Source organism: Paraclostridium sp., from assembly GCF_051656405.1.
Taxonomy (GTDB): domain Bacteria; phylum Bacillota; class Clostridia; order Peptostreptococcales; family Peptostreptococcaceae; genus Paraclostridium.
Genome location: NZ_JBOGBV010000057.1, coordinates 28,597 through 47,865, shown reverse-complemented (window position 1 = coordinate 47,865; position 19,269 = coordinate 28,597). Strand labels below are relative to the sequence as shown.

20 protein-coding genes, 1 pseudogene and 1 riboswitch are annotated in these 19,269 nt (G+C 25.2%); of the genes and pseudogenes, 16 read left to right on the top strand and 5 right to left on the bottom strand.

Annotated elements, in window-relative coordinates:
• Window positions 1–279: 279 nt before the first annotated feature.
• Window positions 280–1,272: a leucine-rich repeat domain-containing protein gene (locus ACRDDE_RS08435; RefSeq protein WP_438626834.1), complete on the bottom strand. Its 993-nt coding sequence runs from the start codon at window positions 1,270–1,272 to the stop codon at window positions 280–282.
• Between the two features lie 599 nt (window positions 1,273–1,871).
• On the opposite strand from ACRDDE_RS08435, the gene ACRDDE_RS08430 reads away from it, so the two are divergent.
• Both ACRDDE_RS08430 and ACRDDE_RS08425 read left to right on the top strand, forming a co-directional pair.
• Entirely contained in the window at window positions 1,872–2,027 is a 156-nt protein-coding gene (locus ACRDDE_RS08430; protein ID WP_021430601.1) for a hypothetical protein, read from the top strand.
• Between the two features lie 308 nt (window positions 2,028–2,335).
• Entirely contained in the window at window positions 2,336–2,956 is a 621-nt protein-coding gene (locus tag ACRDDE_RS08425) for a flavodoxin family protein (RefSeq protein ID WP_438626833.1), read from the top strand.
• 41 nt (window positions 2,957–2,997) lie between these two features.
• Here ACRDDE_RS08425 and ACRDDE_RS08420 read toward each other — a convergent pair whose 3' ends face one another.
• Entirely contained in the window at window positions 2,998–3,291 is a 294-nt protein-coding gene (locus tag ACRDDE_RS08420) for a hypothetical protein (RefSeq protein ID WP_438626832.1), read from the bottom strand.
• A gap of 133 nt (window positions 3,292–3,424) precedes the next feature.
• Window positions 3,425–3,487: riboswitch (Fluoride riboswitch) on the top strand.
• Between the two features lie 57 nt (window positions 3,488–3,544).
• On the opposite strand from ACRDDE_RS08420, the gene ACRDDE_RS08415 reads away from it, so the two are divergent.
• Window positions 3,545–4,771, top strand: coding sequence for a voltage-gated chloride channel family protein (locus ACRDDE_RS08415; RefSeq protein ID WP_438626831.1), 1,227 nt, complete (start codon window positions 3,545–3,547; stop codon window positions 4,769–4,771).
• Between the two features lie 319 nt (window positions 4,772–5,090).
• Window positions 5,091–5,609: a GNAT family N-acetyltransferase gene (locus tag ACRDDE_RS08410; RefSeq protein WP_438626830.1), complete on the top strand. Its 519-nt coding sequence runs from the start codon at window positions 5,091–5,093 to the stop codon at window positions 5,607–5,609.
• A 152-nt stretch (window positions 5,610–5,761) separates the two neighbouring features.
• Here ACRDDE_RS08410 and ACRDDE_RS08405 read toward each other — a convergent pair whose 3' ends face one another.
• On the bottom strand, window positions 5,762–6,025 hold the full coding sequence (locus ACRDDE_RS08405; protein ID WP_438626829.1) for a hypothetical protein: 264 nt from the start codon (window positions 6,023–6,025) through the stop codon (window positions 5,762–5,764).
• A gap of 213 nt (window positions 6,026–6,238) precedes the next feature.
• Window positions 6,239–6,721: a flavodoxin family protein gene (locus ACRDDE_RS08400; RefSeq protein WP_438626828.1), complete on the bottom strand. Its 483-nt coding sequence runs from the start codon at window positions 6,719–6,721 to the stop codon at window positions 6,239–6,241.
• A gap of 140 nt (window positions 6,722–6,861) precedes the next feature.
• Here ACRDDE_RS08400 and ACRDDE_RS08395 point away from each other — a divergent pair, with 140 nt between their 5' ends.
• The 8 genes and pseudogenes from ACRDDE_RS08395 to ACRDDE_RS08360 all read left to right on the top strand — a co-directional run bounded on the left by ACRDDE_RS08395 (window position 6,862) and on the right by ACRDDE_RS08360 (window position 14,385).
• Entirely contained in the window at window positions 6,862–7,356 is a 495-nt protein-coding gene (locus tag ACRDDE_RS08395; protein ID WP_438626827.1) for an RNA polymerase sigma factor, read from the top strand.
• Window positions 7,343–8,008, top strand: coding sequence for a zf-HC2 domain-containing protein (locus ACRDDE_RS08390; RefSeq protein ID WP_438626826.1), 666 nt, complete (start codon window positions 7,343–7,345; stop codon window positions 8,006–8,008). Before ACRDDE_RS08395 ends, ACRDDE_RS08390 begins: the two co-directional genes overlap by 14 nt.
• A 99-nt stretch (window positions 8,009–8,107) precedes the next feature.
• Entirely contained in the window at window positions 8,108–8,317 is a 210-nt protein-coding gene (locus ACRDDE_RS08385; protein ID WP_438626825.1) for a hypothetical protein, read from the top strand.
• Window positions 8,318–8,329: 12 nt separating this feature from the next.
• Window positions 8,330–8,638 (top strand): annotated as a pseudogene (locus ACRDDE_RS08380) (heavy metal-binding domain-containing protein); the annotation flags it as partial.
• Window positions 8,639–8,809: 171 nt separating this feature from the next.
• A complete protein-coding gene (locus ACRDDE_RS08375) occupies window positions 8,810–9,373 on the top strand; it encodes a hypothetical protein (protein WP_438626824.1) in 564 nt (187 codons plus the stop codon).
• Window positions 9,374–9,838: 465 nt separating this feature from the next.
• Window positions 9,839–11,806: a sensor histidine kinase gene (locus ACRDDE_RS08370; protein ID WP_438626823.1), complete on the top strand. Its 1,968-nt coding sequence runs from the start codon at window positions 9,839–9,841 to the stop codon at window positions 11,804–11,806.
• Window positions 11,807–12,333: 527 nt separating this feature from the next.
• A complete protein-coding gene (locus ACRDDE_RS08365; protein ID WP_021430612.1) occupies window positions 12,334–12,603 on the top strand; it encodes an AbrB/MazE/SpoVT family DNA-binding domain-containing protein in 270 nt (89 codons plus the stop codon).
• 396 nt (window positions 12,604–12,999) lie between these two features.
• On the top strand, window positions 13,000–14,385 hold the full coding sequence (locus ACRDDE_RS08360; protein WP_438626822.1) for a peptide MFS transporter: 1,386 nt from the start codon (window positions 13,000–13,002) through the stop codon (window positions 14,383–14,385).
• 112 nt (window positions 14,386–14,497) lie between these two features.
• Here the strand turns inward: ACRDDE_RS08360 and ACRDDE_RS08355 are convergent, their stop codons facing one another.
• Window positions 14,498–14,911: a universal stress protein gene (locus tag ACRDDE_RS08355; RefSeq protein WP_438626821.1), complete on the bottom strand. Its 414-nt coding sequence runs from the start codon at window positions 14,909–14,911 to the stop codon at window positions 14,498–14,500.
• 822 nt (window positions 14,912–15,733) lie between these two features.
• Between ACRDDE_RS08355 and ACRDDE_RS08350 the strand changes: the two genes are divergently transcribed.
• The 4 genes from ACRDDE_RS08350 to ACRDDE_RS08335 all read left to right on the top strand — a co-directional run bounded on the left by ACRDDE_RS08350 (window position 15,734) and on the right by ACRDDE_RS08335 (window position 19,137).
• Entirely contained in the window at window positions 15,734–16,432 is a 699-nt protein-coding gene (locus ACRDDE_RS08350) for a M15 family metallopeptidase (protein WP_438626820.1), read from the top strand.
• Entirely contained in the window at window positions 16,429–17,118 is a 690-nt protein-coding gene (locus ACRDDE_RS08345; RefSeq protein WP_438626819.1) for a response regulator transcription factor, read from the top strand. Before ACRDDE_RS08350 ends, ACRDDE_RS08345 begins: the two co-directional genes overlap by 4 nt.
• Window positions 17,108–18,226: a sensor histidine kinase gene (locus tag ACRDDE_RS08340; RefSeq protein WP_438626818.1), complete on the top strand. Its 1,119-nt coding sequence runs from the start codon at window positions 17,108–17,110 to the stop codon at window positions 18,224–18,226. Before ACRDDE_RS08345 ends, ACRDDE_RS08340 begins: the two co-directional genes overlap by 11 nt.
• Before the next feature lie 578 nt (window positions 18,227–18,804).
• Window positions 18,805–19,137 (top strand): hypothetical protein, encoded by a 333-nt coding sequence (locus ACRDDE_RS08335; RefSeq protein WP_438626817.1) that lies wholly within the window; start codon window positions 18,805–18,807, stop codon window positions 19,135–19,137.
• Window positions 19,138–19,269: the final 132 nt, after the last annotated feature.

Here is a 19,269-nt window from a genome sequence, read left to right as displayed (position 1 = left end):
TTTTCAATTAATCGACTTTCTCCATTTTCTAAAAATGTTAAGTTTTCTAAATCGCTACATTCTAAAGCTAGGGTTATGTATGCATCGATAATTTTCATATTTTTAAATCCTCCTATAAAACTAACTAAATAAAATTGAATAATAACTAAAAATTAAAAAGTTTTAATAGTTAAAATAAGCAAAAAAGGAATAAACCCTAATCGCTTTTATATTTACCAACACGTATACAGGTTAATTAGAGTTAAATGGTATTAAAGTAAAAACTAGATAGTATTATCTTTAATCGTTTATAGCTACACCTGTAAAAGTAAAGAGTTTTTTTAATCTATTAATTAAAGAGAAATTTTTTTTGCAAGAATCTCTCTTAGTTACAGAGTTATTGTCTTTACATTTAGCATGTATTTTATCTATTGGTGTAGATATATATTTATACGGAAGAACCACTTTACCACTAAACTCACTTTTTTCAGAATTCATGATTTTTTTTATAGAAAAGTGATATTCTAAGTTTTCATATACATCGTTCCATCGAATAGTATTTGCATCGATATTGTATATTCCATTACTAGAAATATCCTTATCCAATATATGTATAAATGATCCATCTATACCTTTTATAACATTTATAATTTCAACAGGTGATGAATCGAAATTAACTTCAGAATTATTTAAAACAATTTCTTGGTTTTGTAGGTCTAAAAGTCCAAGGTTAGTTAGACTATTTAAAGTGTTTAAGTTTCTTATTCTATTATTATTTAAACTAAGGCACACTAAATTGATTAATTGGGATAAAGGTCTTAAATTTTCTATTTGATTTGAACTTAAATCTAGGTAGTTCAAATTAGTTAACTCTTTTAATGGTTTTAAGTCGGTTATATAATTTTCACTTAATGTCAAATAAGTTAAATTAGTCAGGTTTTGTAAACAAGTTATTGTTTTGATTTTATTTTCATCTATATTTAGGGTAACTAGTTCTTTTAAATTGCATAATGGGCTTAAATCGCTAATCTCATTTTTAGATAAACCAAGGTAGCTCAAGTTTTTACAATACTGAATCCCCTCGAGATTATGTATTCCCATCCCAGTTAAATTTAAGGCTATCAAGCCATCTAGCTGTACTTTAGTTATAGGGGCATCACCAGGTGAATTAAATTTTTCATTAAGCGCTTTTTTAAAGTTGAAATCTGGTATATTAACAACTTCACGTGTATTTATTAACATATTGTATTCTTTCTGAAAGTCAGCATTTAAGTTTACAATTGATTCTTTCATATATATTCTCCTTTTGTCATTAAAAATCTTATATAGTGCTAAACTAGATAAATTTATTTTTTATATTATTGTTTTTTAATTTTATAAAATACAATTCACTTTCATGCATTTACAATATAAGAGGTAAATAAAAACAAAAAGGTTCAATTTTTTTAAAAAGTTTTTATATTTTTATATGAAATATTTTTAATTAGAAAAAAATTAATACATATTTCATATAAAAAACATATTAAATTTATTTAAATAGAATATAGTGGATATATAAATAAAGGTATTAAACTTGAAAAATTAAAGTAAATACTTCTTAAATATTAAAATATGAATTTATTTGAAATTAATTGAATATTTTACATATATAGGAAATATGAAAAATAAAGATAGTTATATTTATAAATTCTAAATTCGATGGAGTTACTATGTTTAACTATTTTTAAACAAGATTTTTCATAGATGTAATTTGTTTTAAATTCAAATATTAAAACTTTCTTACAATATTGACATGTAAGTTTAATAAAAAAACATGTTAAACTTACATTAAATAAGTGTATAGATGTATATTGTAGTATAAATTTATAAAATTGTAAGGAGAGGATGATTAGATGCCTAAAAGTTTATCTCATTATTCATTCAATGATGATTTAACAATCAGAAATTATTTAGCATTAATGACATGCATTATAAATCCAAGAATGACTCAATCAAAGGCTGTAAAGTTATTTGAAATTAATTGTAAGGGTGATAAAAGAAGAAAATAAATAAAAATATTGATAATGTTTAAGTTTTTAGAATGTAAATAAAGTTTTAATTTTAAATTAGTATGGGGTATTCTATTAAGTTTTAATCGTTATAGTTTTATAAATTTAAAACTATCTTAAGATTAGCTTAGTTAAATATATAAATGAATTGAAAAAACTGAAGATAGTCTATCTAGTAATTAGGTAGACTATCTTTAGTTTTTGTTAAAAAGTTAAAATTTAATTGATTTTATGTTCAATATGCGCTATATAATTTTATTAAGGATGTAAATATACTTAAAATTAAATTAGGTTAGGATGGTGTAGGTATGAAAGTATTGTTAGTCAATGGAAGTCCAAATAAAAATGGATGTACATACACAGCATTAGAAGAAGTTTCAAAAGCACTAGAAGAAAGTGGAATAGATACAGAAATTTTTCACATAGGTAATAAGCCTATAGGAGGATGCATCGGTTGTCGTTCATGTAAAAATACAGGGAAATGCTTCATGAATGATGGAGTTAATGATTTTGTAGAAAAGGCAAAGCATGCAGATGGATTTGTATTTGGATCACCTGTTTATTATGCATCAGCAGCAGGATCATTAGTATCTTTTTTAGATAGAGTATTTTATAGTGGAGGAAAACACATGGCATTTAAGCCAGGGGCTTCAGTAGTTAGTGCGAGAAGAGCAGGAACAACAGCTACATTTGATCAGTTAAATAAGTACTTTACTATCTCTAATATGCCAATTGTTAGTTCTCAATATTGGAATATGGTACATGGAAACACTTCAGACGAGGTTAAAAAAGATGTAGAGGGATTACAAACAATGAGAGTTTTAGGTGAAAATATGGCCTGGATAATAAAATGTATAGATATTGGTAAAAAGAATAATATACAAAGACCAGATTTAGAGGACAGACTACATACAAATTTTATAAGATAAAAATTATAATAAAAAAGCACTTCATATTTTCGAAGTGCTTTTTATATATTAGAAAGTTTTTCACCTTTGTTTTTAAGTATTTTAGACATTATAAACTTTTCTATTCCCCACATTGAAAAAGCTATAATTCCGATAATAATACCTTGATTTAGATTATATGCAGAAACAACAACTCCTACAACTATACATGCAAAACCATTTATTACTCCATTCACTTGATCTTTAGAATTATAAAATAACGGAACTTTTTTATACTGTTCTATTGCTGATACTATCAGTCCATATACAATAAAAAATATTCCTATAATCATTTTTATAATCATAACTTCTCTCATAACTTTAACCCCTCCCTTAATGTAATCCCCTAGTTTACTAAAGAATACTATTTTAAAAATATAAAATCAATAATGTTTATATTTTTGTAACTTAATTGAAATTTTAGCTCTTTTATAATATAATAAATTGGTAAATTAAATCGGCGATGGAGTTCGCCATTAAATGCAATAAGATGCTAATGACTCCTACTCTTATAAATATTTAAGGGTAGGAGTCTGTTTTTTTGCAGAAAATAGACTAGGAGGATTAATTGTGAATGAATTAAAAAAACATATAAAAGAAAGTGAAATAGTATCTATTGTATTTTTAAGATGGGTTTTGCTAGCATCCATATCTGGGATTGCTGTTGGGATTGTTATATCATTTTTCTTAAAAAGCTTACAATGGGCAACAAGTACCAGAGAATCAAATCCATGGTTATTATACATGTTACCTCTAGGAGGAGCTTTTGTAAGTTATTTATATTCTAAATACGGTAAAGATTCATCGAAAGGAAATAATTTAATTATTGAACGAATTAATGAGGGTGAAGGAAGGATTCCTTTTAGAATGGCACCACTTGTGTTTTTGGGAACATTTATAACCCATTTATTTGGTGGATCTGCTGGTAGAGAGGGTACTGGAGTTCAAATAGGAGCTAGCGTATCTTCTAAAATAGGGGAACTTCTAAAATTAAAAGGTATGGATTATACAATACTTATAATCAGTGGTGTAAGTAGTGGTTTTGGAGTTGTATTTGGAACGCCTATCGCAGGAACTGTATTTGGACTTGAAGTTTCAACTCTTGGTAAAATGCGATATGAAGCAATAATACCTTGTTTTATATCAAGTTATATAGGAAACTTTATAGCAGAAATTTTTAAGGTTCAGCACAGTCATTATAGTATGGGCGTATCTTTAACTGGTGTTGATGTATTTTTCAAAGTTGTATTATGTGCTGTTTTATTTGGGCTTACTAGCAAACTTTTTGCAGAGCTTACGCATGCTTTAAAGAAGTTTTTTGTAGCCAAGATACCAAATACATCTTTAAAAAGCTTTATAGGCGGTATTATAATTATTGTTATAGTTTTAATTCTTGGAACTAGAATTTATCTTGGATTAAGTTTAGATTTATTAAGTAATGCATTTAACCAGCCTGTTCCTAAAGGATCATTTATAATAAAGCTTGTTTTAACATCACTTACGCTTGCTGTAGGATTCCAAGGTGGAGAGGTTACTCCATTATTTGTAATAGGAGCAACTTTAGGAAACTTACTTGCAAGTATTATCGGACTTCCTATTGAATTTTTAGCAGGGCTTGGAATGATAGGAGTATTTTCAGGAGCTACAAAAACACCTATAGCATCTTTTATAATGGGAATTGAATTATTTGGATCTGCTAATATTGGATTTATATTCATTGCTTGTGTAATAAGTTATGTATTTGCAGGTAAAAGCGGTATATATACATCACAAGACAGTAGTCTTCTAGATAGATAATTTTTTACAAATAAAAAAAGACTGTTTCCGATACAGTCTTTAAAAGGGGTATTTTAATATTAATACTATTATTGGGGGGATAGTATTATTAACTTGATTAATGAGGGGCATTTAAAGCCCCTCTATATATGTCCGTTCCTACTGATTGTTAATATATGTCGTTTCTTGATGTCTATGTATACAATATACTATAATAAAATATACATGTCTATAATATAAATATATTTTTATATAAAAATATATTTTTCTAGGATTATCACATTTAACGTCTAATATATTTTAAGTGAGCATTCATAGAGCGCTTAAAATGGAGGTTATTATGTATAAAAGAAAAATATTAGAAATGGATGAACTTCAGGTTTACACATATATAAATTGGAAATATGAATATCCTTATGAGTTTTATAATATACCAGAAGAAGGTATAAAAGAAACTATTGATGAAATATTTGAAGATAATAATAGCTTTTACTTTTCTGTATTCGATTCTAATAATAAATTATTTGGTATATATGAGTATACCTTTAGATCAAACTTTATGGAAATTGGACTTGGGATAAGACCTGAAGATACTGGTAAAGGACTAGGGTTAGACTTCATAAAAGAATGTATTCATTTCGGAAGGACTACCTTTTTATATAGAGGAGATATTTGTTTAAGAGTTGCTGATTTTAATAAGAGAGCTATAAAGTTATATAAAAAAATAGGTTTTATTGAATTTTCTAGAGAAGAAAATATTTCATTTGGAAAACCTGTTGTTTTTATATGTATGAGGCTACTTAATAGTGGCTCCTATCTTAATGATTCTCCTGAAATCGAATATGAACACTTTAATTGATTTAATAGCTCAGGTATATATTACTATTAAATACAATTTGAATTTCCGCTAATTTTTTATTGAAATTTGCTTATGTTTGTTAAAATAAAAGGTATGTAAATTGAATATTATAATATTCAATTTACATACCTTTTATTTTAATATTTTAGTTTTTAATATAGTCTATGTCTTTTTTCCTTTATTTCATATGCAAACGAACTCCATGTCCATGTTGTGTAAATTAAAAATAAAGTTGTGTAAAATGCAGAAAATAATATATCATCAGTTTCTTTATGCACTAACTTTAGTATTAAAAAACATGAACTTTCAAAACATAAAATAGATGAAATAGCCATATTAACATATAAAGGTTTTTTGAAAAAATTCACCCCATATTTAATAAGCTCTTTATTTTCACTTGAATCTTCAAAAAGCAATTATATCATCTCCCCCTAAAATTCTATAACCCCTCAATATATATGGTATCACAAAATTGTCACACAAGTTTTAAATTGTAGTAAAATTTGTATTTTTTGCACTAAAATTAAATAAATTACCATAATTTTATAAAGTATATTCTTTTAAGAGTTCTCCTCTTATTGTTAAGACTATAACTAAATATGTATCAAAGCTTTAGATATATAAGCTTTTTATATGTTTAGTGCTTTCAGCCATTTCTTAACCTTGTCTAATGAACTATCAGTTTCTTTTTTTAATGGATCTACTAATTCGATATCCCCTATAAAGGTGTTTCCTGAAAGTTCTTTTTTGAAGTTAGATAAACATTTATCACTTCCACCACCTCCATGACAAGCAAATAAAGCTATATTTTTATTATTTATAGCAATGATATCTAAAAAGGTATTAAATGGAGCTGCATACGTTCCAGCCCATACAGGAGTACCTAAAAATATATTATCATATTTACTTATATCAATATCCTTATTCATAAGTTCTGGTTTTTGTTTAAATATTACACTCTTTCCTCCCCATACATACTTTCTAAATCCTGAAGATGGAAATTCTTTTTTAGGTTTCAATTCTATTATGTCTGCACCAATTTCTTTAGCTATAAATTCTGCTATTAACTTCGTATTACCCTCTAATGAATAGTAAACTACTAAATTTTTCATATTAATACCCCTCCTTATGCATAATTATATCAGATATATAAGTTATAATTATTAGCTATATGAATTTAAATTTTTAAAAATTATTTGTAACAAAAGTAATTTTTAGAAGTCTCATTTATGTAAGGAGGATTATACTTTGAATGATTTTGAAAATTTATACAACCAGCATTTCAAGTATTTTTACAAATAGATATATCCTATCTATTTGTAAAAATACTGAAGTAGCTGAAGATATAACCCAAGAAACATTTTTTAAAGCATTAAAAAACCTAAAAAATTTCAAAGGTCAATGCAATGTAAGATCATGGTTATGCCAAATAGGCAAAAATACTTATTTTTCATATTTAAAAAAGCTTAAAAAACAATGTGAAGTAGATATATGTGAAACCAATAGTATTAGTTGCTTAGAAGATAATTTAATTTTAGAAGAAAATGTATCTCAAGTTCATAAGGAAATAGATAAACTTGAAAATGTATATAAAGAAGTTTTTTGTCTAAGAACATTTGGAGAACTTTCTTTTTTAGAAATAGCCAAAATTCATTCAAAAAGTGAAAGTTGGGCAAGGGTTACATATCATAGAGCAAAATTAAAAATCAGAAAAAACATAGAGGTGAACATTTATGAAAAAAGTTGATTGTGAAATAATTCAAGACTTGCTTCCTTTGTATATAGATAACATATGTAGTGAGAAAAGCAAGGAATTAATAAATATACATATACACTCTTGTGATGAATGTCTACGCGATTTAAATATAATGAGAGAGTCTATGTTCTTAATTGAGCCTCATACTAATTCAGATAATAATTCAGAAATAGATATATTTAAAAAAATTAAGAGTTCTTTATTAAAAAGAAATATAAAACTAGTAGCTATTAGCTGTATTTTTATAACTATAGTTTTTGTATTACTTGGACTTTATATATTTAAACATGAAGATGTTATTTTATATAAAGATGTATCTATTAAAATCGATGAGTTTGGTCCTGAAAAAAATATAATCTACACTGGTCCTGCTAATAATTTAGTTAAATCTACTGAAAAGACTATAAAAGAAACCGATGATACAATATATCAATCAATTAACTTATGGCTAACAAAGACTCCTTACACAACATTTACTAAACCAAATCTTAAAAATTATTCTGTTTTTACTTTAAATGATTATGTAGATTGTGTTGATGTAGAACATCCAGATATAAAAAAAATTTATAAGCCTGTTGAGATATATTATACGGACGGTATTTCAGGTGAAAAGCATTTATTATGGAAAGACAAAACGTTTTAATTTTAAAAATTATAAAGGTGTACTTTTTTTGATACATAAATATATTTAAAATTGTTGTAAAATTAGTATTATATACAAAGTTTTGATGGGGATATTATTATGGCTTTTTTAGAAAAATCAACTAGAAAATGTAATGAATGTGGCGAGGTCCTTGGTAGATTTTGGGGTGATGATATATGCTCCCAATGTAAGGAAGATAAAAATGAAGCAATTTTAGCAATTGAGAATCAAATAAAAACTGAAGAACTAGATAAGTATGAAGAAGCATGTAAAAAAGCAAAATCAATTTACAAAAATATTATACTGTAAACCACACCTTCATTAGAAGGATATAAGATAAGTGAGTACTTAGGTATAGAAAGTTCTGAAATAATAATCGGAACAGGTGTTGTTACTGACTTTATATCAAGTATTACTGACTTAATAGGTGGTAGATCTAGTGGTTATGAAGATAGCCTTGCTAAAGCAAAACAAGAAGCCTTTGATATATTAAGATGTAAAGGGGCCCTACTTGGTGGAAATGCAATTGTTGGCGTAAAGTCAAGTTATATGGATATTGGAGACAATATGTTTGCTGTTTTTATTGAAGGAACTATTGTAAAGGCTGATTTAATCAACGATGAAACATAATAACACTGACTTAAAAGTAAGAGTTATTATGTTTCATTATAAAAATTATCTGTTAACGTAAGTAATAAATTAAATCAATCAACTTCTTAAATTTCAACTCATAATGCCGATATTAAATGTTAGTTGGAGTGAGTGGATAAATAGATAAATTTGAATTTACGGGGGATGTAATTGAAAAAACAAATAATTTTTATACTATTAATAATTTCAAGTTTTGCTATTACGGGATGTACTTATACTAAAATACCTGGCAATAATGATGAATCTATTAAGCAATACTTAATAGGCTCTAAATTAATAAATTCGCCAAATAAAGAAGATATATCCATTATAGATAATACTTATATTCAAAACTCTAAGATTGTAGGATTTTTAAGTAAATATAATAGTGGGGTTGTTATATGTGAAAAAAATAAAAAAGGGAATTATATATTAAGCGATGTTCGATGCTCTACGCAAAAAAAAGAAACACTTGGAGTTGAAAATTTTCTAGTTAATTATAATACATACAACGGCATATCTAAAAGTAGTAAAGCTTTTGTCTTAATATCTGATGGTTCTAAAGTTTCTCATGTAGAAATTACAATAAATGATACATATAAGTGTAAGAAATCATTTAAACTAGATCGTCCATCTATGATTGTTGTCAGTACTGATGTATTGAGCAAAAAATCTTCTTACGTAAATTGTAAGTATTTTGACAAAAATAATAATGAAATAAACCAAGATGTTTAATAAAAAAAGCTAACTGGAGGACAAATATCCTCCAGTTAGCTTTTTTTATTAAATGAAATATTTTAGTCCTCATTGTAATATTACTTTTTAAGTATCTAACTATTAAAAATATATTTAATCTTTTTTAAATCTATTTTTAATGGTTTTTGAATGTATATTTTTACATATTTCTAAAAGTTCTTATTAAAATTCATATCACCTTTTTGTATTTAAACTTCATTTGAATTTAAATACAAATCTTAGTTGTTTTTAATATATTTTCTATAATATACTACACTATATTTAGAAAATATATAACTTTAATCTATACACAATAATAACTATCTATCGCTAAATTTATTTAATAGTATTTTTATTATTTTTAAATTTATATATTATAAAATTTTTTCGTAAATATAAACAAAAAACGACAAAATAAAATATATTTTTATGTTAGGATTTATATAAAAAGTTGGAGGTATTATAATGGAAATAATAGATAGAGAATACACAATCAACAAAAATAATTTATTGGTATATGTTGTTTTAAGCATGCTAACATTATCTATTATTATTATTGCAAATGTATTTTTCAAAGAAAATGTTGAATCAAATTATCTACAATCAACATTACTTTTTATAAAGTTCTTTAATTTTCTTATCTCCTTATTAGGAATAGGAAGTTGTTTAGTTTCTTACAACAGAACAAAAAATGAAAGTATTTTTTTAATTCTATTAATGTTTGTGGGTTTGTCAGTAGGAATTTTATTTGGACATATAGATTATCTACCGTATTACTACACGGAATTATATTCATCTCTATATGTAGTAATCTCTTCATCCCTAATTAGAGTTTCTTTAATTATACTTGCAATCCTGCCTAATACTAAAATTAGTAAACTAATAATTGATAATAAAAAACTTTCAATACTTATTGTAATATCTCTAACTTTAATTTTAGGTACTTTGGAGAGAAGATTATTCCTATACAATAATGAATTTAAATCAAATACTTTTTTAATTTATAATACTTTTTTAGCTTTCACATATACAGTTTGTTCAGGTGCTCTTTTTTTAAAATCAATAAAGGATAAAGAGTCCATATTTGTAGTTCTAAGTTCTAGTGTCTTCATACTTGCAATAAAAGCAATTTACGCTATACATATATCAACTCGATTAACATTTTACACTAAATTAGTATCTATATCTTTGACGTATATTTGTTTTTTTATAGTAATTATAGGAGCATTAATTGAATTGTTTATTTATATGTCTAGAACGAAAGTATTAAATAATAATTTAAACTTATTTTATAACTTATCAGAAAATGATAAACATAGTTTTATGCTAATTTTCGATGAAGACTCAAACTTGTTATATGCTAATAAAAAAGTTAGAGATTATTATTCATGCGGTAATGATCTTCATAAATTAACGCTCCTTTTAAAAGATAAAATCTATAAAGTAAATGAATATGATGAAATTATAAAATCGTTAAATTTAAATAATTGTTGGAGAGGTGTCATAAAAATTGAAGATAGAAATGTAACTTTAGATTGCTGTGTTCAAACAATTAATTCAGCAAGTAGTAGAAAAGAGATTGCAGTTACATATATAGATATATCAGATGTAGTTAAAAAAGAACTCGAAGTAAAAAAACTGAAAACTTATGATAAAGAAAAAACTGAATTTATAGCTAATATTTCGCATGAATTAAAAACTCCAATTAATTTACTTTATTCATCCATTCAATTGTTAGATAGTTTTAGTGTAAAAAATGCGATAGACTTTAATGCTCTATACAACAAATATAGCAAAATATTACGTACAAATTGTCAGAGGATGACAAGACTAGTAAATAATATCATGGATTTATCTGAAATAGACCTTGGTACACTTACTGTAAAGTTTAAAAATTATAACATAGTATCTATTGTAGAAGACGTAACCTTATCTGTAATTGAATATGCTTTATCGAAAGGTATAACTATACAGTTTGATACTGAAGAAGAAGAGCATATTATAAAGTGCGATGCTTATATGATTGAACGCTCTATATTAAATTTACTATCAAACTCAATTAAATTTTCTAATAAAGGATCCTCTATTTTAGTAAATTTAAACATAGATGATCAATGGACTAAGATTGTAGTAAGAGATGAGGGGATTGGTATATCTAAAGAAAACCAAGAAGTTATTTTTGATAAGTTTGTCCAAATAGATAAGTCATTTACTAGATCAAATGAAGGAAGCGGAATAGGATTAAGTATTGTTAAATCTTTAGTAAATCTTCATGATGGAGTTATTACTGTTGAAAGTGATTTAAATAAAGGGAGTTCATTTACAATATTTTTACCAAATGTAATAATTGAAAACTGTTGTCCTTCTATATATGATATAAATTCATATAACGCTGAGTTAGAGCTTTCCGATATATATGAAGTTGTAACTTAACATTATATTTAAGTAAAAAATTCGCTTTACTCATCTCTCTAATAACTTCACCCATTACTTGAGATATCATTTTTACTTCCTAAAAAATATTGGTATTACTATACTCTACAGATTATATACAAGCATTATTTAAATATAGTTTTCTTAATATAAAAAATGGAGGACAATTGTCTTCCATTTTTTATGCTTAACGCCCACTTAGTATTTATAAAATAAGCAAAATACTGTAAAACATACGATTATTTTATATAAAATCAAAAAGTTTCCAAAATTATTTTTAATGGTCAAAGTTGGATAGATTCTACTGAATTAGCAAATCAATCAATAGTAAAACAGTATATACTATTTAAATTCTAATAAAATTCACAATTTATTTATATACATTCCATGCTCATGCGATTTAATGTAAATAAAAAAATTTTTGGCTTGAATTCAATGTTTCGAGCTATTTTGGCAAATTTTTACAGTTACTTTTCCATGAATATCCAATAAAATAAACTTAAACAATTCACTTAAGGAGGAATGCAATGAAGAAAAATTCGAAGGATTTAACAGTAGGCGTTAACCGTAATATTGATGACCTAGGAAGAGTAGTTTTACCTAAAGAAATGAGAGATAAGTTAAATTTAAAAAAGAACAGTCCTGTTAGTATAAAACTATTTAAAGATTATATCAAAATTGAAAAAGCTATAACTACATGTTCTTTTTGCTCTAGTGAAGAAAATATAGAGTATTATAAAGAGTTACCTATATGCAAGTCATGTTTAAATGAAATAGTGGAGAAGTTTAATAAATAATTTAAGCTTACTTCTCTATAAACTTTAATACAACGAAAAATATGATATTAATTTATACATTAACTTAAAATATTAGTTTTATAAATTGTGCTATATATTAACTTATTTTGATTAAAATATCACTATGTAAATTGATGTATAGCACATATATGCATTTTTAATAAATCATTTCATAAAAATTAACTCCATATATTGTCTTATTTTATTAATTTAACATGTCCATTTTCTAAAACCTCACAAATTTACAAATGTGAAAATATTCTGATAAAAAATACTAAATATAAAAATATTTTAATATATTTCATTGTAAAATTATGTAAAAAGTAATTAAATATTTTTATCTATGGTGATATTATATAATTAGAGACTAATTAATATGGGGAGGGGTTTTTAATTATGGATCAAAAGGTAAAACATCCAATGGGGCTTTGGCTAGCAAATATATCTATTGCTCTTCAAAGTTATGCAGGTTATGCAGTGTCATCTATACTAATATTATTTTTCACAGCAGATATTAGTCAAAATGGACTAGGTTTAAGCGTAGCAAAAGCAACTGCAATTATAGGTTTATATCAAGGAATAAACTATATGGGTTCTTTAATAGGGGGATATATATCAGACAAGTGGCTTGGAATACAAAAGTCACTCATACTAGGATCTTTCATTACTGCATGTGGATATATACTTTTATTTTTTGCAAAGCCAAATATAGCAAGTGTATGGTCTGGGTTAATAGTACTAGTAATAGCAGGAGCATTCTTTAAGGGGCAGATAAGTTCTCTTGTAGGTACTTTATATGATCAAGATGAGTTATCAAAAAAAGATGCTGCTTACAGTATTTTTTATATGTTTATAAATATAGGTTCTTTCTTTGGCCCTATTATAGCTGGTTTTATATCAGATAAATGGTTTGCCAAATTAACATCTGATGGAGAAATAGCAGCGTATGGATATAAATATATTTTTTTAATGGCTGCTATAGCAATGTTTATTGTTTGCTTTTTACTTATAGTTCTATCTCCAAAATGGTTAGGTGAAAAAGGTAAATATCCAGTTTATGATAAAGAAAACAAGTCTAATAAAAAAAGTGCAGATAATGATCTTACTCAAGTTGAAAAAAATAGATTAAAAGCAATGGGTGTTTTATTTATATTTGTTGTTTTATTTTGGACTGCATGGTATCAAACAGCAACATCATTTACATTATTATCAAATGAGTTAGTAAATAGAAATTTAGGAAGTTTCGTAATTCCAGTTCCATGGTTAACATCTTTCAATGGAATATTATGTGTTGTATTATCTCCTGTACTAGGTAGTATATGGATTAAACTATCTAAATCAAAGCATGGAGACTTATCTATTCCTTCTAAAATGGGGCTAGGAATGCTTCTTACAGCATCAGCGTTTATTACAGTCATTTTAGGTATAAAGACTTTAGGTGGAGTATTTGATGGAAGTAAGCAAATGAATATATTATTTATTCTTCTAGCTTATTTCTTATTAACTGTTGGGGAGTTATGTATATCTCCTATTGGAATGGCAATGTTTAATAAATTAGCTCCACAAAAATATAGCTCCCTTGCAATGGGTGCATGGTATATGAGTTTCTTTTTCTCAAACTTAATTTCAGGAAAAGTTGCTGGTTTCACAGAAACTATGGGATATACTAAGATATTCGTGTTAATTACTATTGTAGTAAGTATTTTTGGAGTTTTATTAATCCTAATGAGAAAGAAATTAACAGAGTTAATGGCTTTAGAGAAATTTAATGCAAATGCATAGTTATTTATATTATAGAAATATTAAATATGTAATTATAAGAGTTTAACTTGTTTTTATATATTAAAAAGGAGCATTTAAATGCTCCTTTTTTTATATCTGTAATGAAAATGATTTATTCTGGAACTATAACTACAGTACACTTAGATTTTTTAACTACATATAAAGTTACAGATCCTATTGAGTCTATAAAGTTTTTCTTAGTTGATTTAGTCATAACAATTAAATCAAACTTGCCATCTATTGATTTTTCTATAATCTCTTGACCTGCATCACCTATTGTATAATAAGTTTTTACTTCATAACCTTGTAACTTTCTTTTTAAACGATCTAGCATACTCTTTATTTCTTTTTCAGATTCTTTTACTTTCATATCTATAATCATTGGATTTGTTAAATTAGTTAAAACAACATCATTTACACACATCAAGGTTATCTTAACCTTTTCATTTGAAAACTCATTTAATATAAAATCTAAGGATTTTTGACTTCTATCACTACCATCAATAGGAACTAAAATGCTTCGCATATAATCACATCCTTTTATTTTAATTTTACCATATATAAATGTTAAATTGAACAAATTAACTCATTAATTTTAATATAAAAAAATACATATTCACTAATTTAATTAGCTATCAAAAGTTCCAATTCTAACAGTTTAAATAGATTTAATAAGTATTAAATCATCGTTTAATACTTATTAAATCTTAGTGTGACTTATACTTCTTATTTGTTTTAAAGTTGTATACTAAGTTTAAAATCAATTTATCATATGTTAAAAATAATAGTTTTAAAATTCTACTGTGGATGCTTAAAATGTATGTTAAAAATTTAAATTTATAAATCTAATAACTTTAAATTAATTTAACATACATTTAATAAATTAATTGCTACTATTATTATTAGAACAGAACAAATTAATTTCTAGGGATATTAAACTTGGAGGTAAAATGAATATATTATTTTTCAAAAAATTACTTTTAGTTTTATTGTATTTCTACCATGTAGATAATTCTACTATTATCATGGACATTTTAGTATCCTCAACTATAATTTTCAATCTATTTTTAATTACCAAGTTCAAAAGTGTAGAAAAAAACAAAAAAATACCTAGATTTATCTAGGTATTTTTATTATTTATATTTAAATATATCTTATTCTAACCTGATAATTATTCAATTAAATATGAAATTAATATACATTTCAACAAGTTTTATGCCGATAGTTTAGTTGTAACCTAATACCAACTTGAAATTTAATTCTTAATAAAACTTAAGATTTACTTATAAATCACTTAATATCTCTCCTTTAAAATTAATCTATAAAAATTTTTAAGGAGAGTATATATATGAAATCTAAAATAAAAGCAATAATAATATCAGGAGTACTAGCATTATCAACATTTTTTATAAGTTCTTATTCTGTGGCTTTTAAAAATTCATCTGAATCAGAGTATCATCTAGAAACTGGGGAATCTAATTTAATGCTAGTTAATAAAAATAATTCATTAAAATCAAGCTACAAACCTAAAGAATTGGTTAACCCTAATATATATTTTGATGCAAGTGCTACAAATGAAGAAAGGTTTATGACCCCAGATAGTGCAAAAGCAATAGAAAAATTGTTTAAAGATGCAAGAAAAGATGGTATAAATTTGTTAGGAATGTCAGCATATAGATCTTATGACTTACAGAAAGATACGTATTATAATAGAATAAAATCAGTTGGTAAAAAAGAGGCTGATAAATATGTCGCAAAACCGGGTAAAAGTGAACATCAAACAGGACTAGCAATAGATGTGACTAATGAAGATAGGTGGTTTGTTAAGTCAACTGATGAAGCCCAATGGCTAGCTGCAAATGCTCATGAATATGGTTTTATACTTAGATACACTGAAGGTAAACAACAGATAACAGGGGTAGCATATGAACCATGGCATATAAGGTATGTCGGTGAAAAAGTAGCTAAGAAAATTTATGATGAGCAAATAACGCTTGAAGAATTTTTTTTAAAAAATAATCTATTTAGGAGGTTTAACTTAAATTGAGAAATAAAATACTTGTTGTAGATGATGATGATGAAATAAGAAATCTATTGGAAATCTGCCTTACTAACGAAGGCTTTAATGTTGTTAAGGCCTTCGATGGCGAAGATGCTCTTAATATACTAGAGAAAGAAAGTGTACAATTGATAATATTAGATGTAATGATGCCTAAACTAAATGGTATGGAAGTCTGCAGTATAATTAGAAGAAATTTAAATATTCCGATACTTATGCTTAGTGCAAAATCAGAAGATATGGATAAGATACAAGGAATAATGACAGGTGCTGATGATTACCTTACAAAACCATTCAATTCTTTGGAGTTAGTTGTTAGAGTTAAAGCCCTTTTAAGAAGAGCTTATTATTTCAACAATGCTTCAAGCTCAGATAATATTATTAATATAGATACATTAACAATAGATAAAAACCAACATAGAGTTACTATAAACGAAGAAGAGGTTACTCTTACATCTAGGGAATTTGATATATTATACCTTTTAGCAGTTAATAGAGGCTCTGTTCTGAGCTCTGAAGATATATTTAGAAAGGTATGGAAAGAAGATTATTTCCAATCTAATAATACAGTTATGGTTCATATGAGCAGAATAAGAGATAAAATTGAAAAATATACTAATGGACAAAAAGTAATTCATACTGTGTGGGGAGTAGGTTATAAAATTGAAAAATAAAATAAAATTAAGTTTACCTGTAATAAAATATATGTTTCAACCAATTTTCAACCTTATTATTAGTTGCATGTTATCCGGAGGCATTTTATATTCAGCTTACCTAATATCAGACTCGTTGTATAGAAAATCAAAGTATGAACTAATCAATAACTCTGTTGACTATTTTATGTACATTAAAAACCTTTTAACTGGTGATTTAATATATATTGTCTTATTTTCAATACTTTCATTAATTATATACTCTGCACTATCTTATAAAAGAAGTAGTAATATAATTGCTCTTATCGATAGTGTAGATAAAATGGCTAATGGTAATTTAGATAGTGAAATAAAGTTAAATACAAATGGTAATATAAAAAAATTAGCTACCAATATTAATAATATTATTGATCAGTTAAGGAATATAACTATCGAGGAAAGAAAAGCTCAACAAACTAAAACAGATTTAATAACTAATGTTTCTCATGACCTAAGAACTCCTTTAACTTCTATAATTGGATATTTAAGCCTTATAGAAGAAGATAAATATAAAGATGAAATTCAACTTAGATACTACACAAGTATTGCTTATGAAAAAGCAAAAACTTTAAACATACTTATAAATGATTTATTTGATCTTACTAAAATGCAGAATAATTCCATGCCTTTAAATACAATGAAAATAAATCTAGTGGAGCTATTAGGACAAATTATATCTCAATTTGAATATATGCTAAAGAGTGAAAATGTAAAATGTAGACTAAATTTTTCAGAGGATAAACTTACAATTCAAGCAGATCCAGTTAAGCTCGTAAGAGCATTTGAAAATTTAATTACTAATGCTATGAAATATGGTAAAGATGGTAAATTCATTGATATAACAACTAAAAAAGCAGATAATTTTGCAATAGTACAAATTGTTAATTATGGATATCCTATCCCAGCTATTGATTTACCTTATATATTTGATAGGTTTTATAGAGTAGAAAAGTCTAGAAATAGAAATGATGGTGGATCTGGATTAGGATTAGCAATTACTAAAAATATAATAGAAATGCATAATGGAAGTATTTCTGTATCGAGTGACTATAATTGTACAATATTTGAAGTTCATCTAAATTTAAGCTAAAATGCATTTTTATTTATATAATAATGTATTTATTTTTCCATAAATATATTGTTAATTTAAAACATATAGTATTTTATTTACTAATCTAAATAATGTACTATATATTTTTTATTTTGAACTAAATATACCTATATTAAAATTTAAATGCTATACACTCAACTATTTATCGTTAACAAGCTTTTTAACAATATCAATACTATAAACTGTGTAAAATAATTTTAATTTTGTATAATATTATTTTATAAATATACTTTTATAGATTATATCATACCATTGTATTGTATTCTAAATACTTTATATTCTCCTAAAACATCAAAAGCATATAACTCAGTTTATTATAGCTATGATTTATAAAAATAATAATTTATTAACTTTACTATATACTAATTGATATTATCGCCGTATTATAACTTTATCGGTCTCTATATAATGAAAAAATAGCATATAAATATAAGACTAATTTTTATATCAAAATACATAATTATTAAGTTTGTCATGTTATCGTTAAATAATATAACATATTTAATAGTATTATTTGTACTCTACAGACATATTTAAATATTAAAAAGGGAGAATTTATGGTATTTTTATTAATGACAATCATAGGTATATTTTTTATATTCACAGCTCTGTTAACTTTATTTTTTGCTTTATTTAAAAAAGGAAAAGTACTAAGAAAAAAATCAATTTTTATAGCCCTAAGTTTAATTACTTTATCTGAGTTGTTTATAACAGTTACAGCTTTGCCTACTAATTTTATTGTAAAAAAAATTACTCTTGAAGTTTTAATGATTTTATTATTTTGTAATTTATTTTTATATTTAATTAGATATAAAAAGGGATTTAATTCTAGGCGATTGATTCTAGGATCTTTATCTACAATATCAACCATAGCACTATTTACTTTTTAATGCTAAAGTAGTAAGATTTCAATTTACGCTTGGCTGATTTAATTATTTATAATTTTGCAAAACTATAGATAGTATAAAAAGGTGAACTTAATTTTAAGTCACCTTTTTTGTTATTTACATTTTAATCTTAAT

Bases quoted from the DNA above. Each gene is read 5' to 3' on its own strand.
- ACRDDE_RS08435 (WP_438626834.1), bottom strand. From the start codon at position 1,272: ATGAAAGAATCAATTGTAAACTTAAATGCTGACTTTCAGAAAGAATAC.
- ACRDDE_RS08430 (WP_021430601.1), top strand. From the start codon at position 1,872: ATGCCTAAAAGTTTATCTCATTATTCATTCAATGATGATTTAACAATC.
- ACRDDE_RS08425 (WP_438626833.1), top strand. From the start codon at position 2,336: ATGAAAGTATTGTTAGTCAATGGAAGTCCAAATAAAAATGGATGTACA.
- ACRDDE_RS08420 (WP_438626832.1), bottom strand. From the start codon at position 3,291: ATGAGAGAAGTTATGATTATAAAAATGATTATAGGAATATTTTTTATT.
- ACRDDE_RS08410 (WP_438626830.1), top strand. From the start codon at position 5,091: ATGTATAAAAGAAAAATATTAGAAATGGATGAACTTCAGGTTTACACA.
- ACRDDE_RS08400 (WP_438626828.1), bottom strand. From the start codon at position 6,721: ATGAAAAATTTAGTAGTTTACTATTCATTAGAGGGTAATACGAAGTTA.
- ACRDDE_RS08395 (WP_438626827.1), top strand. From the start codon at position 6,862: ATGATTTTGAAAATTTATACAACCAGCATTTCAAGTATTTTTACAAAT.
- ACRDDE_RS08390 (WP_438626826.1), top strand. From the start codon at position 7,343: ATGAAAAAAGTTGATTGTGAAATAATTCAAGACTTGCTTCCTTTGTAT.
- ACRDDE_RS08385 (WP_438626825.1), top strand. From the start codon at position 8,108: ATGGCTTTTTTAGAAAAATCAACTAGAAAATGTAATGAATGTGGCGAG.
- ACRDDE_RS08370 (WP_438626823.1), top strand. From the start codon at position 9,839: ATGGAAATAATAGATAGAGAATACACAATCAACAAAAATAATTTATTG.
- ACRDDE_RS08365 (WP_021430612.1), top strand. From the start codon at position 12,334: ATGAAGAAAAATTCGAAGGATTTAACAGTAGGCGTTAACCGTAATATT.
- ACRDDE_RS08360 (WP_438626822.1), top strand. From the start codon at position 13,000: ATGGATCAAAAGGTAAAACATCCAATGGGGCTTTGGCTAGCAAATATA.
- ACRDDE_RS08355 (WP_438626821.1), bottom strand. From the start codon at position 14,911: ATGCGAAGCATTTTAGTTCCTATTGATGGTAGTGATAGAAGTCAAAAA.
- ACRDDE_RS08350 (WP_438626820.1), top strand. From the start codon at position 15,734: ATGAAATCTAAAATAAAAGCAATAATAATATCAGGAGTACTAGCATTA.
- ACRDDE_RS08335 (WP_438626817.1), top strand. From the start codon at position 18,805: ATGGTATTTTTATTAATGACAATCATAGGTATATTTTTTATATTCACA.